At 42.9% G+C, this 19,847-nt stretch carries 22 protein-coding genes and 2 riboswitches; of the genes, 19 read left to right on the forward strand and 3 right to left on the reverse strand.

Annotated elements, in window-relative coordinates; all coding sequences use genetic code 11:
- Positions 1-121 precede the first annotated feature (121 nt).
- On the reverse strand, positions 122-691 hold the full coding sequence (locus V7L95_RS10165; protein ID WP_076822769.1) for a GNAT family protein: 570 nt from the start codon (positions 689-691) through the stop codon (positions 122-124).
- A 4-nt stretch (positions 692-695) separates the two neighbouring features.
- Positions 696-881: a hypothetical protein gene (locus V7L95_RS10170; protein WP_047946428.1), complete on the reverse strand. Its 186-nt coding sequence runs from the start codon at positions 879-881 to the stop codon at positions 696-698.
- 179 nt (positions 882-1,060) lie between these two features.
- Here V7L95_RS10170 and V7L95_RS10175 point away from each other — a divergent pair, with 179 nt between their 5' ends.
- Both V7L95_RS10175 and V7L95_RS10180 read left to right on the forward strand, forming a co-directional pair.
- Positions 1,061-1,606, forward strand: a complete 546-nt coding sequence (locus V7L95_RS10175; RefSeq protein WP_041093219.1) for a sigma-70 family RNA polymerase sigma factor — start codon at positions 1,061-1,063, stop codon at positions 1,604-1,606.
- Positions 1,575-3,005, forward strand: a complete 1,431-nt coding sequence (locus tag V7L95_RS10180) for a DUF4179 domain-containing protein (RefSeq protein ID WP_138825281.1) — start codon at positions 1,575-1,577, stop codon at positions 3,003-3,005. Before V7L95_RS10175 ends, V7L95_RS10180 begins: the two co-directional genes overlap by 32 nt.
- Before the next feature lie 18 nt (positions 3,006-3,023).
- Here the strand turns inward: V7L95_RS10180 and V7L95_RS10185 are convergent, their stop codons facing one another.
- Entirely contained in the window at positions 3,024-4,211 is a 1,188-nt protein-coding gene (locus tag V7L95_RS10185; protein ID WP_076822773.1) for an MFS transporter, read from the reverse strand.
- A gap of 100 nt (positions 4,212-4,311) precedes the next feature.
- On the opposite strand from V7L95_RS10185, the gene V7L95_RS10190 reads away from it, so the two are divergent.
- The 17 genes from V7L95_RS10190 to purN all read left to right on the forward strand — a co-directional run bounded on the left by V7L95_RS10190 (position 4,312) and on the right by purN (position 19,841).
- Positions 4,312-5,181, forward strand: a complete 870-nt coding sequence (locus V7L95_RS10190) for a LysR family transcriptional regulator (RefSeq protein WP_076822775.1) — start codon at positions 4,312-4,314, stop codon at positions 5,179-5,181.
- A gap of 135 nt (positions 5,182-5,316) precedes the next feature.
- A riboswitch (purine riboswitch) is annotated at positions 5,317-5,418 on the forward strand.
- Positions 5,419-5,563: 145 nt separating this feature from the next.
- The gene (locus V7L95_RS10195) at positions 5,564-6,889 is read left to right on the forward strand and encodes an NCS2 family permease (RefSeq protein WP_056408255.1); all 1,326 of its coding nucleotides are present in this window, start codon (positions 5,564-5,566) and stop codon (positions 6,887-6,889) included.
- Between the two features lie 206 nt (positions 6,890-7,095).
- Positions 7,096-7,257: a hypothetical protein gene (locus tag V7L95_RS10200; RefSeq protein WP_008344307.1), complete on the forward strand. Its 162-nt coding sequence runs from the start codon at positions 7,096-7,098 to the stop codon at positions 7,255-7,257.
- 18 nt (positions 7,258-7,275) lie between these two features.
- Positions 7,276-7,458: a YezD family protein gene (locus tag V7L95_RS10205; RefSeq protein WP_008344304.1), complete on the forward strand. Its 183-nt coding sequence runs from the start codon at positions 7,276-7,278 to the stop codon at positions 7,456-7,458.
- A 217-nt stretch (positions 7,459-7,675) separates the two neighbouring features.
- Positions 7,676-8,473, forward strand: a complete 798-nt coding sequence (locus V7L95_RS10210) for a hypothetical protein (protein ID WP_076822777.1) — start codon at positions 7,676-7,678, stop codon at positions 8,471-8,473.
- A 304-nt stretch (positions 8,474-8,777) separates the two neighbouring features.
- Positions 8,778-9,332, forward strand: coding sequence for a DUF5698 domain-containing protein (locus V7L95_RS10215; RefSeq protein WP_008344300.1), 555 nt, complete (start codon positions 8,778-8,780; stop codon positions 9,330-9,332).
- Positions 9,329-9,529, forward strand: coding sequence for an NETI motif-containing protein (locus V7L95_RS10220; RefSeq protein ID WP_017359825.1), 201 nt, complete (start codon positions 9,329-9,331; stop codon positions 9,527-9,529). The genes V7L95_RS10215 and V7L95_RS10220 overlap by 4 nt, the downstream gene beginning before the upstream one ends.
- A 79-nt stretch (positions 9,530-9,608) precedes the next feature.
- Positions 9,609-9,710, forward strand: a riboswitch (purine riboswitch).
- A gap of 169 nt (positions 9,711-9,879) precedes the next feature.
- Positions 9,880-10,368, forward strand: a complete 489-nt coding sequence (gene purE / locus V7L95_RS10225) for a 5-(carboxyamino)imidazole ribonucleotide mutase (protein ID WP_017359824.1) — start codon at positions 9,880-9,882, stop codon at positions 10,366-10,368.
- Positions 10,361-11,503 carry a 5-(carboxyamino)imidazole ribonucleotide synthase gene (gene purK / locus V7L95_RS10230; protein ID WP_025206860.1) on the forward strand — a complete coding sequence of 381 codons (1,143 nt, stop codon included), beginning with the start codon at positions 10,361-10,363 and terminating at the stop codon, positions 11,501-11,503. Before purE ends, purK begins: the two co-directional genes overlap by 8 nt.
- Positions 11,500-12,795 carry an adenylosuccinate lyase gene (gene purB / locus V7L95_RS10235; RefSeq protein WP_008355754.1) on the forward strand — a complete coding sequence of 432 codons (1,296 nt, stop codon included), beginning with the start codon at positions 11,500-11,502 and terminating at the stop codon, positions 12,793-12,795. The genes purK and purB overlap by 4 nt, the downstream gene beginning before the upstream one ends.
- A gap of 72 nt (positions 12,796-12,867) precedes the next feature.
- Complete coding sequence (gene purC, locus V7L95_RS10240; RefSeq protein ID WP_007496901.1) at positions 12,868-13,590, forward strand: phosphoribosylaminoimidazolesuccinocarboxamide synthase; 723 nt, start codon at positions 12,868-12,870, stop codon at positions 13,588-13,590.
- Positions 13,583-13,837, forward strand: a complete 255-nt coding sequence (gene purS / locus V7L95_RS10245; RefSeq protein WP_008344293.1) for a phosphoribosylformylglycinamidine synthase subunit PurS — start codon at positions 13,583-13,585, stop codon at positions 13,835-13,837. The genes purC and purS overlap by 8 nt, the downstream gene beginning before the upstream one ends.
- Positions 13,834-14,517: a phosphoribosylformylglycinamidine synthase subunit PurQ gene (purQ, locus tag V7L95_RS10250; protein ID WP_008344292.1), complete on the forward strand. Its 684-nt coding sequence runs from the start codon at positions 13,834-13,836 to the stop codon at positions 14,515-14,517. Before purS ends, purQ begins: the two co-directional genes overlap by 4 nt.
- Positions 14,501-16,732, forward strand: coding sequence for a phosphoribosylformylglycinamidine synthase subunit PurL (purL, locus tag V7L95_RS10255; RefSeq protein ID WP_008344291.1), 2,232 nt, complete (start codon positions 14,501-14,503; stop codon positions 16,730-16,732). The genes purQ and purL overlap by 17 nt, the downstream gene beginning before the upstream one ends.
- Positions 16,708-18,138 (forward strand): amidophosphoribosyltransferase, encoded by a 1,431-nt coding sequence (gene purF / locus V7L95_RS10260; protein WP_017359819.1) that lies wholly within the window; start codon positions 16,708-16,710, stop codon positions 18,136-18,138. Before purL ends, purF begins: the two co-directional genes overlap by 25 nt.
- A 96-nt stretch (positions 18,139-18,234) precedes the next feature.
- Entirely contained in the window at positions 18,235-19,275 is a 1,041-nt protein-coding gene (gene purM / locus V7L95_RS10265) for a phosphoribosylformylglycinamidine cyclo-ligase (RefSeq protein WP_017366751.1), read from the forward strand.
- Entirely contained in the window at positions 19,272-19,841 is a 570-nt protein-coding gene (purN, locus tag V7L95_RS10270; RefSeq protein ID WP_046526927.1) for a phosphoribosylglycinamide formyltransferase, read from the forward strand. Before purM ends, purN begins: the two co-directional genes overlap by 4 nt.
- The last annotated feature ends 6 nt before the right edge of the window (positions 19,842-19,847 follow it).

The raw sequence follows: 19,847 nt of genomic DNA on the forward strand, positions 1-19,847 counted from the left end.
GCTCCACTTGCTGGACAAGTTTTTCAATCGCTGGATTGAGTTCATAAATGTGAAAAGAAACATACTCTGATTGCGGCTTTTGGATGAAATGAATATCCGTTTTCATTTGTTTCTCCTCTGTTTAATAGGATTTTTCGTAATCTCTCTTCAAAATTGAATACATATACACATCATCGAATCCCTTCTGACCTAATTCATACTCTCTTAATAAACCCTCTTGTACAAAATGTATCTTCTCCAATAATTGAACAGAGGACGTGTTTGCTGGATCAATGATCGCTTCAATCCGATTCAAGTTCATCTCCTGAAATCCATACCGCAACACCGCAGTAATCGCTTCATTCATGATGCCTTTTCTCCAATGATCATGGTGTAATTCATAGCCAATTTCCGTACGGCGGTGCTGTTTTTCTAGATTGAGAAATCCGCAGCTGCCGATGATGGTGGGGTTGTTTTTTAAAGAAATGCCCCAGCGGATGCCTGTTTGTTCTTTGAAGATATTGTCATACCACTTGATTTCTCCTTTTGTGTCTTCGATGGTTTCATGTGCATCAATGCCCATGTAGCGGCAGACAGTTTCATTGGATAAATAGATGTGCATATCCTCAGTATCTGTGATCGTTGCTTGTTTTAAGATCAGTCTTTCGGTATGTATCGTTGGAAATGATTGTGGAAAGTTGATTTTGCTCATTTGTTTAACCTCCATGCGATGTCTTTTGTTCTGTACATGCCTTACAATAAAAAACCCCTTCATTTCTTAGCCAAGCCTTTACTTCTGTCATTCCTCGTCTCTTTGGATAGACCAGCTTAACGTACACTTCTTCGTTACCTTCTATCTTCTTTTGGCAGCTAGCACAAGCAGGTTCTTCAAATAGAAACAATCAATATCCTCCTTTTTGTAGATATTTCTTCCATTATATCAAAAGTTCAATACGATCTTTGCGGCCTATTCTTCACTTTCTCTATTTTTGTCCGACATATGCTAAGTAAAAGAAATTTCCGTTTGTTGAAACCGTTTGTGAGAAAGTGTGCTCTAACAGGTGTAGGAGGTGTGAATGAGATGAAGCAAGTGCGTCTAATTAAAAAAGCACAAAAAGGGAATGTTCCGGCATTTGAGACATTAATGCTAATGTATCAGGAGCGTTTATATAAAACGGCTTTTCTCTATACAAGAAATAAAGAGGATTCGTTAGATGCTGTTCAAGAGACGGTCATTAAAGCGTTTAAGCATTTATCTGGCTTAAAAGAACCGGCTTATTTTTCTACCTGGCTGACTAGAATCTTGATTCATACGATTTTTGCGATGAAGAAAAAGCAGCAAGATGTTGTTCCGTTTGAACAGCATCATGAGAGCGTTGAGCGTCATGATTTTTTGGAAGACAAGCTCGATTTAAAAAATGCACTAGATGTGTTAGATGAGCAATATCAGCTCGTGATTCAGCTATTTTATTTTCAAGATTATTCGATTTCAATGATTTCTGAACAGATGGGTGTGCCCGAAGGAACGGTTAAAACTCATTTGTATCGAGCAAGAAAGTTATTAAAGCAAACATTGGAGAAGGAGGAGAGTGTCGATGGAACGAAAAGAAATGAAAAAGCTTTATGAAGAGATTGAAGTACCAAAAGTTGAATTGACCTCTGTGATTCGCCAAGCAATAGGAGATGTGAAAGCGGAAAAGAAAAGACGTTGGTTCACATGGAATTGGAGAACGCCAATATATTCTGCCATCGTACTAATCGTTCTTTATTTTTCATCTGGCTTCCTTTTTCCTTCTCTTAATACAGCGATGGCTCGAGTGCCATTGGTTGGACAGTTATATATGATGTTTCATGATAAAGTAGGAATGTCTCTTTTTCAGAGTGAGTTGGTGAAGCATGTCAATGAGGGAGCTGAATCAAGAGGGGTTACTGTGAAAGTGAACAGTGTGTACTATGATGCCGGGCGGCTTGTTTATACGTTTACTGTGAATCGTTTGAATACAAAAAAAGATGTTGTCCCTTTCATAGTCGACTTAGATCCAGTAAATCAAGCTTCCCAATCGAGCTCCTACAATCATGAATTGAAAAAAATAAAAGACGGCCGTTATGTAGGGCAGGTGACAGTCTATACAAATGGTCAAACGATCAAACGAGGTCAACAAGTGCCACTTGTCATTTCGAAAATTGGAGATATTGTAGGGAATTGGCGCTTCAAGGTACCAGTGGTCAAGCAAAAAACCACTTTATTAGCTGGACAAAAAGACGTGTCTATTTTAAATGGACGTTATCACTTAAGAAATGTAAAGGTAGAAAATGGAGTGAAAAGCTCTGTTATTCAATATACCATTGATTACAATGGTTTTGCTAAAGACGATATAGTTAGTATAGATAGAATGAAGGATAATCTAGGAAATGATTATCAGCTCGAAATTGGAACAGTTTTAGGAGAAAAACAACTGACTTCTGACAAAACTAGAAAAAATCATTTGACCATTTTAGATCAGTCGATTGATCCAGAGGCAACTGAATTAACATTTTACACGGGTGTGACAGACGAACAAGAAGAAAGCAAAATCATTCCTCTTCAGACAAAGCTACCTGTTCAGTTCAAAACAAAGCATCATGGAATAGGGATCAAAATCAATAAAATAGAGCAAAAGGGGCATTCTGTGACAGTTTATTATCAATTTACTGGAGTAGATCAGAAAGAATTAGATAAGGATTTTATGGAGAATGTAGGTGAGTGGATAGGATTAGGTGATGTTAAAAAGCTTAAATCGTGGTCAGACCCTGAAGTACTTGATGAAAACGGATATTACTTGGAGAGAAACGATGCGAAGGTGACCAATTTCAAGACAGCCTCTATGCAATCCACCTTTAAGTTAGATGTGAAGAAGTTAGACACATTTTCTTTTAAGGATTATGGGCTTTACCTTGATTTGTCAGATCTGAACCGATTGGCACCACAGGAAGATATACCCGTAACCATTCCAGTCAAAAAAGAAACATCAAAAGCTAATCGATAAATAAATGAGCGAACATGATTACACATGTTCGCTTTTTATCTGTTGATGTGCCAGTCGATTGCGATTGAACGAGTACCGAATCAACATCAACGCAACAAAACTGGCTAGCCCGCCAATCCAACTTAAATTCGTTACATTTGTATATTGAATAATCAGACCACCCATTGACGAGCCGAGCATCATGCCGATATTCATAATCGCTGTATTAAAGCTCAGCACGGTTTCCGATGTTTCGGGTTTTAGGGAGATGAGATAAAATTGCTTCGCTGGTGTTGTTGTCCATGTGGCGGTGCCCCAAATGGCGAGCGTGATGAAGACGCCAACTACTGAAAATTGTGTAAAGGATAATGCAAAGAGCATGAGCATCTGAACCGTGATGCTGATTGTAATGGTTCGGTTTGGTCCCCATTGATCGACAGCGTATCCACCAAAGCGCGAGCCAATAAAAGCGGAGATGCCTAAGACAAGCAAGGCAATGCTTGTCAGTTCAAGTGTAAATCCGGATGTTTGCCGCAATAATGGCGAAATGTAAGCAAATACCATCGTGTAACCTAAAATCCAAAAGGCTGTCGTGGCTAAGCCGCTTAACACCCTACGGTCTTGAAGAATTTGCATTTGCTGTTTGAATGGCACATGGGAATGTCCCTCCATAGGCGGTAATAATCGATACAGAAGAAACAAGAGACAAGCGGTCCCTATTGCAATGATGAGAAAAATGGCATGCCAATCTACATATCCTGCTAAAAATGTTCCAATCGGTACACCGAGTACTAGTGAAACTGTAAATCCAGTGATTACTGTTGCCATCGCACTCCCCTTTTTTTCTGGCGGGGCGAGCTGCGCTGCATAATTTGTTGCGAGTACAATATATAAGCCGCCACTCATGGCCATGATGACCCGTGAGAGCATGAGCAGCATAAAGTGATGGCTAAAAAAGGCGAGCACATTCCCCGCTATAAACATGGAAATTGCCGATAAAAGAACCTTTTTTCGATTCAATTTCGATGTGGCCATGACTAAAAAGAGGGCACCCACGGCATAAAAAAGAGAATAGATGGTGATGAGCTGTCCCGCAACCGGGATGGAGATGCGCAGATCGTCAGAAATGATGTCCAGTATGCCTGATACGACGAATTCTGAAGTGCCTGTGACGAAAGAACCGACGGCTAAAAGAAATATGAGCAATGGATAAGATGTACTTTTCATTTTGAACTCTTCCTTTATGTTGAAACGTTGTATTCATTTTAAATTCCGTGCTAACATAAGTAAAATTGATGTTTTTCATGAAAGGGATGAGTGAATACTCATGAGCTTTGTTCGATTCGAGACGATGGCTAAAGTGGTTGAGCTAGGCAGTTTTACCGCTGCAGCTGAAGCATTAAATATGACACAGTCTGCCGTGAGTCATGCGGTGGCAAGTTTAGAAACGGAGTGGGGCGTGTCTTTATTCGTGCGTGACCGAAAAAAGGGCATCACGCTGACAGATACCGGTGAAACCCTTCTTCCGCATATAAGAGAAGTGCTAAATCGAGTAGAGAAAATTCAGCAGGAAATTGCGCTCACCAAAAATATTGAATCTGGCTTGATTCGGATTGGAACTTTTGCCAGTGCATCCGCTTGTTTATTGCCAAAGCTACTTGTGAGCTATCAGAAAAAGCATCCAAAGATTGAATTTAAATTCTATGAGGGGACATATGAAGAAATATTGGAGTGGCTCGATTCTGGCATTATTGATGTTGGGTTTGTTGTAAAAGGTAAAGCGGATGAAGCGTTTGATCTATTGCCACTTATGAAAGATAAAATGGTGGTCGCCTATCACGAAAATCATCGTTTTAAGCAGCAGCCAATTGTAGACATGGAAGAATTAGCAGATGAACCATTTATTATGCCAACTGGCATGTATCAATCCCATGTAGAGGATATTTTTTCGGAGGCACAAATCAAGCCGTCTATTTTATTTGAAGTGCATGATTGTACGACCATTGCCCGCATGGTTGGGGAAGGACTTGGTGTGACGATAGGTCCTGAGTTATTCCTAAAAACGCAGCAACTTGTGCAGATCAGTCATCTGAATGTATCGCATCATCGTGAGGTGGCGCTTGCCTGTCCATCGCTCACGCAAGCGTCTCCTGCTGTGAAGGCATTTTTCGATGTAGCAGAAACGGTTTTTGCCTGAATTCAGTGATGGGTGTATAAAGAACTAGATGTGATTTTCCAAATTCGTGTAATAAGACGAATGAAGCGGACATTTCTTTGAAAAATGTTCGCTTTTTGTATTGTGTTTTAAAAATGAAGTTGGTACAATAGACACAGAAATCAAATAGATAGAAGTCGTATAATGGCGGGGATATGGCCCGCAAGTTTCTACCAAGCTACCGTAAATGGCTTGACTACGTCAATTCACACTCGTTTGATATAAATCATGCATTGTTCTTGTTTGATGTCACGGTCTGAATTCACATTGTAGTCAAGCGTCCCAAAAACTGTTGGGGCGTTTTTTATTTGACTTGTGAATGGGACAGACTAAAGCAAAAGGACATGAAGGGAGTCAGTTGGCTTTGAAACAGTTTTTTCAGTTTGATGAGTTAGGTACGAATTATCGCAGAGAGATCATCGGCGGTTTAACGACATTTTTGTCGATGGCTTACATCTTGTTTGTCAATCCGATCACACTTGCTTTAGTAGCAGTACCGGATTTTCCAGATAAATTACGAATTGATCAGGGGGCTGTCTTTACAGCTACGGCGTTAGCTTCTGCGGCAGGTTGTTTCCTGATGGGATTGATCGCCAGGTACCCGATTGCGATTGCACCAGGTATGGGACTGAATGCGTTCTTCGCTTTCTCAGTGGTTCTTGGTATGGGGATTTCATGGCAGGCAGCACTTTCCGGTGTGTTTGTTTCAGGATTGATTTTCGTTGCTCTTTCTTTAACAGGTTTTCGTGAAAAAATCATTAATGCCATTCCGGCTGAGCTGAAGCTGGCAGTTGGTGCAGGGATTGGTTTGTTCATTACATTCGTAGGTCTTCAAGGCTCTGGCATTATTGCCAATAACGATAATACGCTTGTATCGATTGGGAATATTCATAGTGGTCCTGTCCTGTTAACGGTATTTGGGATCATTGTGACTGTCATTTTAATGGTTCTTCGTGTGAATGCAGGTGTCTTCATTGGGATGCTTGTGACAGCTATTGCTGGGATGATCCTTGGTCTTGTGCCAGTTCCATCTCAAATTGTAGATAGCATTCCAAGCTTGTCTCCAACTTTTGGTCAAGCCTTGATTCACTTGCCAGACATCTTCTCCATTCAAATGCTTGTGGTTATTTTAACGTTCCTATTCGTTGGATTCTTTGATACAGCTGGTACACTTGTGGCTGTGGCAACGCAGGCTGGTTTAATGAAAAATAATGAGCTGCCGCGTGCAGGAAAAGCGCTTCTGGCGGATTCTTCTTCTATCGTCGTCGGTTCTGTTCTTGGAACATCAACGACGACGTCTTATGTTGAATCTAGTTCAGGTGTTGCTGCGGGTGCCCGTTCTGGTTTTGCAGCTGTCGTGACAGGTATTTTCTTCTTACTTGCGATGTTCTTCTCGCCGCTTTTATCTGTCGTGACACCGAATGTAACAGCACCTGCTTTAATCATTGTCGGTGCACTGATGGTAGCACCTCTTGCAAAGATCGCATGGGATCGTTTTGAAATTGCGGTACCGGCCTTCTTAACCATGATTATGATGCCACTGACATATAGTATTGCGACAGGGATTGCGATTGGTTTCATTTTCTACCCGATCACCATGATCTTTAAAGGAAAAGCAAAAGAAGTGCATCCAATTATGTACGGACTGTTTGTCATTTTTATTCTATATTTCGCTTTCTTAAATCATTAATGGTTTGTCTGAAACAGCAGCTCATGGAGGCTGCTGTTTTTTGTAGGTAAATTTTAAAAACATAGTTGACTTATAGGAATTATGTGTTTATGATAAAAAGACATAATTCGCTGATTGGATCACCAAAGGCGCTTTGATTTCCTTTTTTCTATAGAAGGGTTCAGAGTGCCTTTTTTCTTGCATTCATCATAACGGGAGGGGATGACTTGTCACGCTGGCTTAGGCAGGTGATTGAGCGGAAAAAGCAGGTATTGATTGAGCAGCTCCTTTTATGGGGGCATGAAGAAAAACATGAAGCGCTCATGCACTATACGATTCATGAGCTGGAAAATGAGGTTCTCTATTTAAAAGAGCGCAAGCAAAATTAGTGGGATGGGGGATGAGCGATGGATGAACAAAAGCTGAATTTTATTTTATCTGCCTTAAAAGGGATTGAATACGGGTCGGTGGTGATCACCATTCATAATGGACAAATTACACAAGTCGATACGACAGAAAAGACTCGTTTCCCCGCACACCAGGAGAATCTTCGGATTCAGAAAGCAAAGCAGGGGCGCTATCGTTCATGAAAAGTGATGAAAGATGATGAAAAGCTGATCCACTCATCAGCTTTTTTGTTTTGTCTTATTTTCTCTCCATTTAAAACCTCTTCATTCTTTTATCCGTCTATTCGTATGAACGTCAAGGAATCTTGACTGAATAGAGAGACTCCGCTACTTTAATAGGAGTCATTCGGACAGGTCACTTGAGCCTGTGCGGATTGTCTGAGATAGGAGTTGATATGGGATGTTAGAGAAAGATCAAGAGCAGGTCACATCTGAAACGAAAAACGAAAACGAAGAGCCATCAATAGATCAAGAAACAAGGCAGTCCCGCCTCAGCCGCAGTGCTGCAAAACGAGGAAGAACGGCTAAGCCAGCTGATGAAGAGGGTTCAGCCATTCAGCGCATCGCAAGAGGTGTTGGAGGTGCGTTTAAGCGCTACGGCTCGTATGGGCTCGCAATGTTAAAATCACCGAGTCGTGCGATCCATCAAGCGGACACTTTACGCATGAAGTACGCCTGGATTTCAATTGTGTTATTCAGCGTGTTTTTTGCTTTAGGCAACTATGTTCAATTAAAGGCGTCAAAGACCCGTTTATTAGGTTTTGGTATTCATTATTCTTTTGGTGACGCCTTTTTGAAGGTAGCGGTCTTTACACTCATTCTGTTGACATTGATGATGCTGACGGTTTGGGTGCTCGGTAAGTACATGCTGAAAGGGAACATATCGCTGAAAGAAGTGATCATGAAGTTCGGTGCCGTGCTTGTGCCGGTTTTGGTTTTATCTATCCTTTGGCTTGTATTTGCCATGCTGAATATTCCATATGTAACGGTGATTTTATCCGTCATGATGTTTTTCGGTCTTCAGCTGATTGCCATTGTGCTCTTCCGCTCCATTCAATCAGAGCAAGAAGCTGTGCGGGGAGACTTGATGTATGCCGGCTGGGTCTTTTTGTTGATTGAGCTCGTCATCATTGCCCTTTTATGGGGCATTGTCGGAGAGTATTTGATCCCATCACTTGTTCCAGTTCGGTTTGGATAAAACACGTTTCAGCGTGTACTCGGTCTTTTTAAAATTCAAAGGCCTTCTATCACGCTGAAAAAAGACAAAGGGTTAAAATAAAGTATATTTTAGCCCTTTATCAACCATTTAAAGCCTCCTTTTGAAAAAGGAGGTTTTTCATGTTGAGAAGAGGAAAAAACGGGTAAACTCTTGGTAACAAAGACCACCCCTTGTTGTCGAAAGATATATGTGTTTTTCTCGCGCAAATTTGATTGTATCAAGGTTTGTTCTCTAGTAGAATATGGGGTGCTTTATTTGATTTTTAGTGCAGGGGGTTCGAATCGTGCTTCAACAACTTTTATCCAATGCGTTCACCATGGTTTTGATTATTTTAGTGATTAACATTGTTTATGTCTCTTTTTCCACTATGCGTTTAATTTTAACAATGAAAGGCAGAAGATATGCAGCCGCTTTTGCTGGTACTGTCGAGATGCTGATTTATGTCATTGGTTTGAGTATCGTATTAGATAACTTAGATCAAGTACAAAATGTCATTGCGTATGCGCTAGGTTATGGAATTGGAATCATTGTCGGGATGAAAATTGAAGAGAAGCTGGCACTTGGCTACATTACTGTGAACGTGATTACAAAAGAAATCGATCTAGATCTCCCAAAACAATTGAGAGAAAAAGGATATGGCGTCACCAACTGGGTAGTAGGAGGTCTTGAAGGAGACCGGTCAGCGATGCAAATTTTAACACCGAGAAAATATGAACTGCAATTATATGAAACGATTAAAACGCTTGATTCAAAGGCGTTTATCATTTCGTATGAGCCCAAAACGATTCATGGCGGCTTCTGGGTGAAGGCTGTGAAGAAAAGGAGAATTAAAGAATGACCGCAAAACCAAAGAAAAAGAAATTCTACGTGGAAGACAACATGACGATTGAACAAGTGTTGTCCCAGATGGCAGAGGAAGGCTACTCACCTGTCCGACGAATGGAGGAGCCCATCTTTCAGGAAAAGAAGGAAAATGGGTCGATTCAGATCATTCCGATTGGGAAAAAAATCGTATTTGAGGGAAAAATACTCTAAATCCGAACATTAAAACGACGACTTCATAGATTGTTCGATAAATCCGTTGACATCATGAACATCCGTTGTTAAGATAAACATGAAATCAAAACACGAGCCTCATATAATCTTGGGAATATGGCCCATAAGTTTCTACCCAGTTACCGTAAATGACTGGACTATGCAGGATAGTGAACAAAACTGACATGGCGTTTTAAAAGCGAACAGCGCTTACCATGGCCCGGTTTGTGTTGCTTCCTAACAATGCAATACAAACCGGGCCTTTTTGTTCGGCGTTTGACAAGCTACTTAGGTTTGGGAAGCGTGTCAAACGGTACAAAATCGAATAATAGCTTAAAGGTGGGGACAAAATGAAGCCGCTTGTAGGTGTCATCATGGGAAGTACATCTGATTGGGAAACAATGAAACATGCGTGCGATATCTTAGAGGAATTAAACATTCCGTATGAAAAACAGGTTGTATCCGCACATCGGACACCTGATTTGATGTTTGAATATGCGACTGAAGCAAGAGGTAAAGGACTCAAGGTCATTATTGCCGGTGCTGGAGGCGCAGCACATTTACCGGGGATGGTCGCAGCAAAAACGACACTGCCGGTCATTGGTGTGCCCGTACAATCAAAAGCATTAAACGGGCTGGATTCCTTATTATCCATCGTTCAAATGCCAGGCGGTGTACCTGTTGCCACAGTGGCAATCGGCAAAGCCGGTGCAACAAATGCAGGGCTTCTAGCTGCACAAATGATTTCAGCATTCGATGAAGCCGTTGCAGCACGCCTTGAAGAAAGAAGAGAGCAAACAAAACAAACTGTATTAGAAAGCAGTGATCAGCTTGGCTAAGCAGACCATTTTTCCAAACGCAACCATTGGTATCATCGGCGGCGGACAGCTTGGCAGATACATGGCCGTCAGTGCAAAGCAAATGGGCTACCGGGCAGCAGTCCTTGACCCTGTCACACTTTCTCCTTGTGGACAGGTTGCTGATACAGAAATCACAGCCGCATACAGTGACCTTGAAGCGATCAGGCAGCTGGCGGACATCAGCGATGTGGTCACATATGAATTTGAAAATATTGATTATGATGCACTCAATCAGCTGAAGGAAGAGGCGTATTTACCGCAAGGAAGCGAACTCCTTCTTTTAACCCAAAACCGTGAAACGGAGAAAAAAGGGATTGTAGATGCAGGCTGTGAAGTCGCCCCTTATCGCATCGTTCATGATGAGAAGGAGCTGAAAGATGCAGTAAATGCGCTTGGTTTGCCAGCTGTGCTGAAAACATGCAGAGGCGGTTACGACGGTAAAGGACAGTACGTCATCAAAGAGAAGGATCAGCTTCATGAAGCGGCTGCACTTCTTACGCATGGAACGTGCATTTTAGAAAGCTGGGTTCCTTTCCAAATGGAACTGTCCGTGATTGTGACGCGTTCTGTTCATGGGGAAATTGCGACATTCCCAGTCGCTGAGAACATTCATAAGCACAATATTTTATTCCAAAGCATCGTGCCTGCACGGGTAGATGGCAGCATTCAGGAGAAAGCAAAAGAGCTGGCAACAACGCTTGCTGAAAAGCTAGGGCTGGTCGGTACGCTTGCTGTTGAACTGTTCCTGACAAATGAAGGGAAGCTGCTCGTCAATGAACTGGCACCGCGCCCGCATAACTCTGGACATTACACATTGGATTTATGTGAGACGAGTCAGTTTGAACAGCACATTCGCGCCATATGCGGTTTGCCGCTTGGCGGAACAGCTCTTTTATCAGAGGGTATGATGGTGAATTTGCTGGGCGATGAAGTGGACATCCCAAAAGAACATCCTGAGCTTTTAAAGGAAGCGAAGCTTTATCTATATGGCAAACATGAAGTGAAAGCCGGCCGCAAAATGGGGCATATGACATTTATGAAACAGCTTGATGATGAATGGATGGCAAACATCACAAAGATATGGACTGAAAGAGATGGAGGAAACGGGAAATGATCGAACGTTACGCACGACCAGAAATGTCAGCAATCTGGACAGAGGAAAACAAATTTAATGCATGGCTTGAAGTAGAAATTCTCGCTTGTGAAGCTTGGGCAGAACTTGGTGTTATTCCAAAAGAAGACGTTGTGACAATGCGCAAGAATGCAAGCTTTGATATTGGACGTATTTTGGAGATTGAACAAGACACGCGCCACGACGTGGTTGCCTTTACGCGTGCTGTATCTGAATCTCTAGGAGAAGAAAGAAAGTGGGTTCATTACGGGTTAACATCTACAGACGTAGTGGATACGGCGCTTTCATATCTATTAAAACAGGCGAACGATATTCTGCTCAAGGACATTGAGAGATTTGTTGACATACTAAAAGAAAAAGCAAAAGAGCACAAATATACCGTCATGATGGGCCGTACGCATGGTGTACACGCTGAACCGACAACATTTGGCTTGAAGCTTGCTCTTTGGTACGAGGAAATGAAGCGTAACTTAGAACGTTTTAAACAAGCAAAAGCCGGCATCGAATACGGCAAAATCTCTGGTGCTGTTGGCACATATGCGAACATCGACCCGTTTGTTGAGCAATATGTATGTGAGAAACTTGGCATCAAAGCTGCACCAATTTCAACCCAAACCTTGCAGCGTGACCGTCATGCAGATTACATGGCAACCCTTGCTTTAGTGGCAACAAGCATTGAGAAATTTGCTGTTGAAATTCGTGGTCTTCAAAAGAGTGAAACACGTGAAGTAGAAGAGTTCTTTGCAAAAGGACAAAAAGGATCATCAGCGATGCCTCATAAACGAAACCCGATCGGTTCTGAAAATATGACGGGAATTGCCCGTGTCATCCGTGGTTATATGCTGACTGCTTATGAAAATGTACCGCTTTGGCATGAGCGTGATATTTCTCATTCATCTGCTGAACGCATCATTTTACCAGATGCAACGATTGCACTGAACTATATGCTGAACCGTTTCTCTAACATTGTGAAGAATTTGACGGTGTTCCCTGAAAATATGAAACGCAACATGGACCGCACACTTGGCTTGATCTACTCTCAGCGTGTTCTTCTTGCACTTATTGATACAGGCATGGCACGTGAAGAAGCATATGACACGGTTCAGCCAAAGGCGATGGAAGCTTGGGAAAAACAAGTACCATTCCGTTCATTAGTAGAAGCAGAAGAGAAAATCACTTCACGCTTAACACCTGAACAAATCGCTGACTGCTTCGATTACAACTATCACTTGAAAAATGTCGATATGATTTTCGAACGTCTAGGTCTTGCGTAAGAAATGGGCCGCCTGCTAGTCAGGCGCCTAATCCTGAAAATTGCCAACATTCAAATTAGGAGGCCAATCTGAATGACTGTGAAACAAGAACTTCTCTACGAAGGCAAAGCGAAAAGAATCTATCAGACCGATGACGAGCATATTTTATATGTCGAATATAAAGACTCAGCTACAGCATTTAACGGTGAAAAGAAAGCGGAAATTGAAGGCAAAGGCAGACTGAATAACGAAATTTCTAGCTTGATTTTTCAAATGCTACATGAGAAAGGGATCAACAATCACTTTGTGAAACGCCTATCTGAAACAGAACAGCTCATTCAAAAGGTAGACATTGTACCGCTTGAAGTCGTTGTGCGAAACGTGGTGGCAGGCAGTATGTCAAAGCGTCTTGGGATTCCAGAGGGAACGAAACTGGACACACCTTTGATCGAGTTTTACTACAAAGATGATGCACTTGGTGATCCGCTCATTACAGAAGATCATATTCGCATTTTACATGCAGCGACACCTGAGCAGGTCGAGGAAATGAAACAAATCACAAGACAAGTGAATGAAGAATTGAAGCAAATCTTCTCAGATTGCCATGTGAATTTAATTGATTTCAAGCTTGAATTCGGAATAGATCACGAGAATCGTATTTTGCTAGCTGATGAGATTTCACCTGATACGTGCAGGCTTTGGGACAAAGACACAAACGAAAAGCTTGATAAAGACGTGTTCAGACGAAACCTGGGCGGCTTAACAAATGCATACGAAGAAATTTTCAAAAGACTTGGAGGCCATAAACATGTATAAAGTGAAAATTTTTGTCAGCTTAAAAGAGAGCGTTCTTGATCCACAAGGAAGTGCCGTGCAGCACGCTTTGCACAGTATGTCTTATCAGGAAGTAAAGGATGTCCGTATCGGGAAATATATGGAGCTAGTCATTGAGAAATCAGAACGTGACTTAGATACAGTGGTCAAAGAAATGTGTGAAAAATTGCTTGCCAATACGGTGATTGAAGATTACCGCTATGAGGTGGAGGAGGTTGTCGCACAGTGAAGTTTGCAGTGATCGTCTTGCCTGGCTCTAACTGTGATATCGATATGTACCATGCGATTCAAGATGAGTTAGGTGAACAAGTTGAATATGTATGGCACGACGAAACGAGTCTTGATGGTTTTGACGGTGTACTCGTACCAGGCGGTTTCTCTTATGGGGATTACTTAAGATGCGGTGCGATTGCTCGTTTTTCTAACATCATGCCGGCTGTGAAAAAAGCAGCTGCGGAAGGAAAACCTGTTCTTGGTGTTTGTAACGGGTTCCAAATTCTTCAGGAGCTTGGCATTTTGCCAGGTGCAATGAGACGGAATAAAGATCTAAAATTTATCTGTCGTCCAGTTGAACTCATTGTAGAGAACAACGAAACGCAATTTACAAGCGGTTATCAAAAAGGTGAATCGATTACGATTCCTGTAGCACACGGTGAAGGTAACTTCTACTGTGACGAAGACACGTTAGCGAAGCTGATTGAACGAGGCCAAATCGCTTTCACTTACGGTGACGATATTAACGGCAGTGTCAATCGAATTGCAGGTGTAACGAATGAACAGGGCAATGTACTCGGCATGATGCCGCACCCTGAGCGCGCGGTTGACTCATTACTAGGCAGCGCAGACGGACTTAAATTGTTTCAATCTATCGTGAAAAATTGGAGGGACACTCATGTCACTACTGCTTGAACCAAGTCACAAGCAAATTAAAGAAGAGAAATTGTATCAGCAAATGGGATTGAGTGATGAAGAATTCGCTTTAATCGAATCCATTATTGGCAGGCTGCCAAACTACACAGAAACGGGTATCTTTTCTGTCATGTGGTCAGAGCATTGCAGTTATAAAAACTCAAAGCCTGTTTTAAGCAAATTCCCGACAAAAGGAGAGCATGTTCTTCAAGGTCCTGGGGAAGGCGCTGGAATCGTTGATATTGGAGACAACCAAGCGGTTGTATTTAAAATCGAATCACATAACCATCCATCTGCAATTGAACCGTATCAAGGAGCGGCAACAGGTGTCGGCGGAATCATCCGTGATGTATTCTCCATGGGTGCTCGTCCAATTGCGGTATTAAACTCTCTTCGTTTTGGTGAACTGACTTCACCGCGCGTGAAGTACTTGTTTGAAGAAGTAGTGGCAGGGATTGCAGGCTATGGAAACTGTATCGGGATTCCAACAGTCGGTGGAGAAGTTCATTTTGATCAAAGTTATGAAGGCAATCCGCTCGTTAACGCGATGTGTGTAGGGTTAATCAACCATGAAGACATCAAGAAAGGGCAGGCAAAAGGTGTTGGCAATACAGTCATGTACGTTGGTGCTAAAACGGGACGTGACGGGATTCACGGTGCAACATTTGCGTCTGAAGAATTTTCTGATGAATCAGAAGAAAAACGTTCAGCGGTTCAAGTCGGCGATCCGTTCATGGAAAAGCTTTTGCTTGAAGCATGTCTTGAAGTCATCAAAAATGATGCGCTTGTGGGCATTCAAGATATGGGAGCGGCTGGCTTAACTAGCTCAAGTGCAGAGATGGCAAGTAAAGCCGGTTCAGGTATCGAAATGAACCTAGACCTGATCCCTCAGCGTGAAACAGGCATGTCAGCGTATGAAATGATGCTGTCTGAATCCCAAGAGAGAATGCTGTTGGTCATTGAAAAAGGCCGTGAGCAAGAAATCATTGATATTTTTGAAAAATATGATCTTGAAGCAGTCTCAGTCGGTCATGTGACAGACGATAAAATGCTTCGTTTACTCCATCAAGGAGAAGTAGTGTGTGAGCTTCCAGTTGATGCACTTGCAGAAGAAGCACCGGTTTATCACAAGCCGTCAAGTGAGCCTGCATACTATCGCGAGTTTTTAGAAACAAAAGTGGAAGCTCCAGCGATCACAGATGCAGCAGATACATTGAAACAGCTGTTAAAGCAGCCAACGATTGCGAGTAAAGAATGGGTTTACGATCAATACGACTATATGGTTCGTACAAACACAGTCGTTGCACCTGGCTCTGATGCGGGCGTGCTCAGAATCCGTGGGACGAAAAAAGCTCTTGCGATGACAACAGATTGTAACGCACGTTATCTCTACCTTGATCCAGAGGTTGGCGGTAAGATTGCCGTTGCAGAAGCCGCACGTAACATTGTCTGCTCAGGCGCTCGTCCGCTTGCAGTAACAGATAACTTGAACTTCGGTAACCCGGAGAAACCAGAAATCTTCTGGCAGATTGAAAAGTCTGCTGACGGCATTAGCGAGGCTTGCCGTACATTAAGCACACCGGTCATCGGCGGTAACGTCTCTTTATATAACGAATCAAATGGAACAGCCATTTACCCAACGCCAGTCATTGGTATGGTTGGTTTGATTGAAGATACAGCTCATATTACGACTCAATCGTTCCAACAGGCAGGTGATGTGATTTTCGTCATTGGTGAAACGAAGGAAGAATTTGCAGGCAGTGAGCTTCAAAAAATGACAGAAGGTCGTATCTACGGAAAAGCACCAGAAATTGATTTGGATGTAGAACTGGCGCGTCAAGAAGCCCTATTAGCAGCGATTCAAAACGGACTTGTTCAGTCAGCACATGATGTGTCTGAAGGCGGTCTTGGTGTAGCACTAGCTGAAAGTACATTTGGAACAGATGGTCTTGGCGCTGATATCCAGATCGATCTAAACAGCGCTGCATCACTATTCAGTGAATCACAGTCACGTTTTGTCGTCACAGTGAAACCAGAAAACCGCGAAGCGTTTGCTGCGGCTGTGCAAGATGCAAAAGAAGTCGGAACGGTCACAAATGATGGTGTATTCACTGTCAAAAATCAAGAAGGACAACAATGGATTCATGCGGCAGTCAACGAGCTTGAACGCGCATGGAAAGGAGCGATCCCATGCTTGCTGAAATCAGAGGCTTAAACGAAGAATGTGGCGTCTTTGGGGTTTGGGGACACGAAGAAGCGCCGCAAATCACCTATTACGGATTGCATAGCCTTCAGCACCGAGGACAAGAAGGTGCGGGAATTATTGCAACAGACGGTGAAAACCTGACGTCACACAAAGGCCTTGGACTGATTACGGAAGTGTTCCAAAATGGTGAGCTTAAGGATTTAAAGGGAAAAGGTGCGATCGGGCACGTTCGGTATGCGACAGCAGGCGGAGGCGGCTTTGAGAATGTGCAGCCCCTCTTCTTCCGCTCGCAAAACAATGGCAGTCTTGCCCTTGCTCATAATGGAAACTTGGTCAATGCAACGCAATTAAAGCAGCAGCTAGAGAACCAAGGAAGTATTTTTCAAACGTCTTCTGATACCGAAGTGCTCGCTCACTTAATTAAGCGTAGCGGATATATGGATTTGAAGGATCAAATCAAAAATGCTCTGTCCATGTTAAAAGGAGCTTATGCTTTCTTAATTATGACGGAAACAGAAATGATCGTAGCGCTTGATCCGAACGGATTACGCCCACTTTCACTTGGTATGCTTGGGGATGCTTATGTTGTCGCTTCTGAAACATGTGCCTTTGATGTCGTCGGTGCTACCTATTTACGTGATGTGGAGCCTGGCGAAATGCTGATCATTAATGATGAAGGCTTAAAATCTGAGCGCTTCTCGATGAACATTAACCGCAGCATGTGCAGCATGGAATACATTTATTTCTCAAGACCGGACAGCAATATCAATGGCATCAACGTGCATAGTGCGAGAAAGAATCTTGGCAAGAAGCTTGCAGAAGAAGCACATGTCGAAGCAGATGTCGTGACAGGTGTGCCAGACTCCAGTATTTCTGCAGCGATTGGCTATGCCGAAGCAACTGGTATTCCATATGAGCTAGGTTTAATTAAAAACCGTTATGTCGGCCGGACATTTATTCAGCCGTCTCAAGCATTGCGTGAGCAGGGCGTGCGCATGAAGCTGTCTGCTGTGCGTGGGGTGGTCGAAGGCAAACGTGTCGTCATGGTGGATGATTCCATCGTACGTGGAACAACAAGTCGCCGGATTGTGACGATGCTAAGAGAAGCAGGTGCGACGGAAGTGCATGTACGCATTAGTTCACCGCCAATCGCTCATCCATGTTTTTATGGAATTGATACGTCTACACACGAAGAGCTGATTGCGTCATCTCATTCAGTGGAAGAAATTAGACAGGAAATCGGTGCAGACACCATTGCATTTTTATCTGTAGACGGTTTAATGGACGGGATTGGCAGAAAGTATGATGATCCGCAGCGCGGTCAGTGTTTAGCATGCTTTACTGGAAAATACCCGACCGAAATTTATGAAGATACTGTCCTTCCTCATGTGAAGGAAACAGTCCTGACGAAATAATCGAATAATGGAGCAGCAGTCAACGTGATTTGATATGCTGCTCTTTCATTCTGCCGAAAATACATGGAAGACAAGCAGATAAAAGGAGTGAATGGGATGTCAGAAGCATATAAAAACGCCGGTGTCGACATCGAAGCAGGATACGAAGCCGTTAAACGAATGAAAACACACGTAGAACGTACAAAAAGAGCAGGTGTCATGGGCGCTCTAGGTGGATTTGGCGGGATGTTTGATTTATCTGAACTGCCATATAAAAAGCCCGTACTTGTCTCAGGAACAGATGGTGTTGGTACGAAATTAAAGCTCGCTTTTTTAATGGATCAACACGATACGATCGGTGTAGATGCTGTTGCTATGTGTGTGAACGATGTACTTGCACAAGGGGCAGAGCCGCTCTTTTTCTTAGATTACTTAGCAGTTGGAAAAGCAGATCCTTTGAAAATTGAATCCATCGTCAAAGGTGTAGCTGACGGATGCGAGCAGTCTGGCTCAGCGCTTGTCGGCGGAGAGACAGCAGAAATGCCGGGTCTTTACACAGAAGAAGAATATGATATTGCTGGATTTTCTGTAGGTGTCGTTGAAAAAGATGAAATCGTCACAGGAGAGAACATCAAGGAAGGGCATTTGCTGATTGGACTCAGCTCTAGCGGAATTCATAGCAATGGCTATTCTCTTGTACGAAAAGTATTGCTTGAAGATGCGGGTCTAGATCTTCACCAAACGTATGAACCTTTTACAAGACCACTTGGAGAAGAGCTGCTTGAACCGACGAAGATTTATGTCAAGCCTGTTCTTAAACAAGTGAAAGCTGGCAAGGTTGACGGTATGGCACATGTGACAGGCGGCGGCTTTATTGAGAATTTACCACGTATGTTGCCTGAAGGACTTGGTGTGGAGATTGATAACGGCTCATGGCCAGTTCCGCCTATTTTCTCCTTTATCCAAGAAAAAGGGCAATTGAAAGCAGAAGAGATGTTCAATGTATTTAATATGGGTATCGGCTTTGTCCTAGCCGTCAAAGAGGATGATCTTGTGGATGTGATCAGCGGACTTGAACAAGACGGAGAGAAAGCCTTCCTTATCGGACGAGTTCAAAAAGGAGAAGGCGTCACTTTCGGTGGTGGAAGCCTCTCATGAAAAAGTTTGCGATCTTCGCCTCTGGAAGCGGGACAAATTTTCAAGCCATTATTGATACGTTAAAAGAAGAACAGTGGCCGGCAAAAGCCGCCATTGTGATCTGTGATAAACCGGGTGCGAAGGTGCTGGAGCGGGCAGAGAAAGAGGGCATTCCGTCCTTTTCTTTTACGCCGAAGGCTTTCCCGAGTAAAGCCGCTTTTGAGCAAACCATCATTGAACAGCTGAGGCTGCATGAAGTGGAATGGATTTTCCTCGCTGGGTATATGCGACTGATCGGTCCGACATTGCTTGATGCATTTAGAGGGAAAATCGTGAATATCCACCCTTCTTTACTGCCAGCATTTCCTGGACTCGATGCGATTGGACAAGCCTATCAAGCAGGAGTCAAAGTGGCAGGCATCACGGTACATTATGTCGACGAAGGCATGGATACCGGCCCGATTATTGACCAAGCAGCCATTCATATTGAACAAGGGGAAGACCTTGAATCCATTGAAAAAAGAATGCATGAATTAGAACATACACTATATCCAAAAGTGATCAAATCACTTTTAGAATTATCTTAATGAGGT

This window comes from Bacillus sp. PPSBB_11 (assembly GCF_038023285.1).
Lineage (GTDB): Bacteria > Bacillota > Bacilli > Bacillales > Bacillaceae > Bacillus > Bacillus altitudinis.

Coding starts and splice junctions, on each gene's coding strand:
- V7L95_RS10165 (WP_076822769.1), bottom strand. CDS start 691: ATGAGCAAAATCAACTTTCCACAATCATTTCCAACGATACATACCGAA.
- V7L95_RS10175 (WP_041093219.1), top strand. CDS start 1,061: ATGAAGCAAGTGCGTCTAATTAAAAAAGCACAAAAAGGGAATGTTCCG.
- V7L95_RS10180 (WP_138825281.1), top strand. CDS start 1,575: ATGGAACGAAAAGAAATGAAAAAGCTTTATGAAGAGATTGAAGTACCA.
- V7L95_RS10185 (WP_076822773.1), bottom strand. CDS start 4,211: ATGAAAAGTACATCTTATCCATTGCTCATATTTCTTTTAGCCGTCGGT.
- V7L95_RS10190 (WP_076822775.1), top strand. CDS start 4,312: ATGAGCTTTGTTCGATTCGAGACGATGGCTAAAGTGGTTGAGCTAGGC.
- V7L95_RS10205 (WP_008344304.1), top strand. CDS start 7,276: ATGGATGAACAAAAGCTGAATTTTATTTTATCTGCCTTAAAAGGGATT.
- V7L95_RS10210 (WP_076822777.1), top strand. CDS start 7,676: ATGTTAGAGAAAGATCAAGAGCAGGTCACATCTGAAACGAAAAACGAA.
- V7L95_RS10220 (WP_017359825.1), top strand. CDS start 9,329: ATGACCGCAAAACCAAAGAAAAAGAAATTCTACGTGGAAGACAACATG.
- purE (WP_017359824.1), top strand. CDS start 9,880: ATGAAGCCGCTTGTAGGTGTCATCATGGGAAGTACATCTGATTGGGAA.
- purB (WP_008355754.1), top strand. CDS start 11,500: ATGATCGAACGTTACGCACGACCAGAAATGTCAGCAATCTGGACAGAG.
- purC (WP_007496901.1), top strand. CDS start 12,868: ATGACTGTGAAACAAGAACTTCTCTACGAAGGCAAAGCGAAAAGAATC.
- purS (WP_008344293.1), top strand. CDS start 13,583: ATGTATAAAGTGAAAATTTTTGTCAGCTTAAAAGAGAGCGTTCTTGAT.
- purL (WP_008344291.1), top strand. CDS start 14,501: ATGTCACTACTGCTTGAACCAAGTCACAAGCAAATTAAAGAAGAGAAA.
- purF (WP_017359819.1), top strand. CDS start 16,708: ATGCTTGCTGAAATCAGAGGCTTAAACGAAGAATGTGGCGTCTTTGGG.
- purM (WP_017366751.1), top strand. CDS start 18,235: ATGTCAGAAGCATATAAAAACGCCGGTGTCGACATCGAAGCAGGATAC.
- purN (WP_046526927.1), top strand. CDS start 19,272: ATGAAAAAGTTTGCGATCTTCGCCTCTGGAAGCGGGACAAATTTTCAA.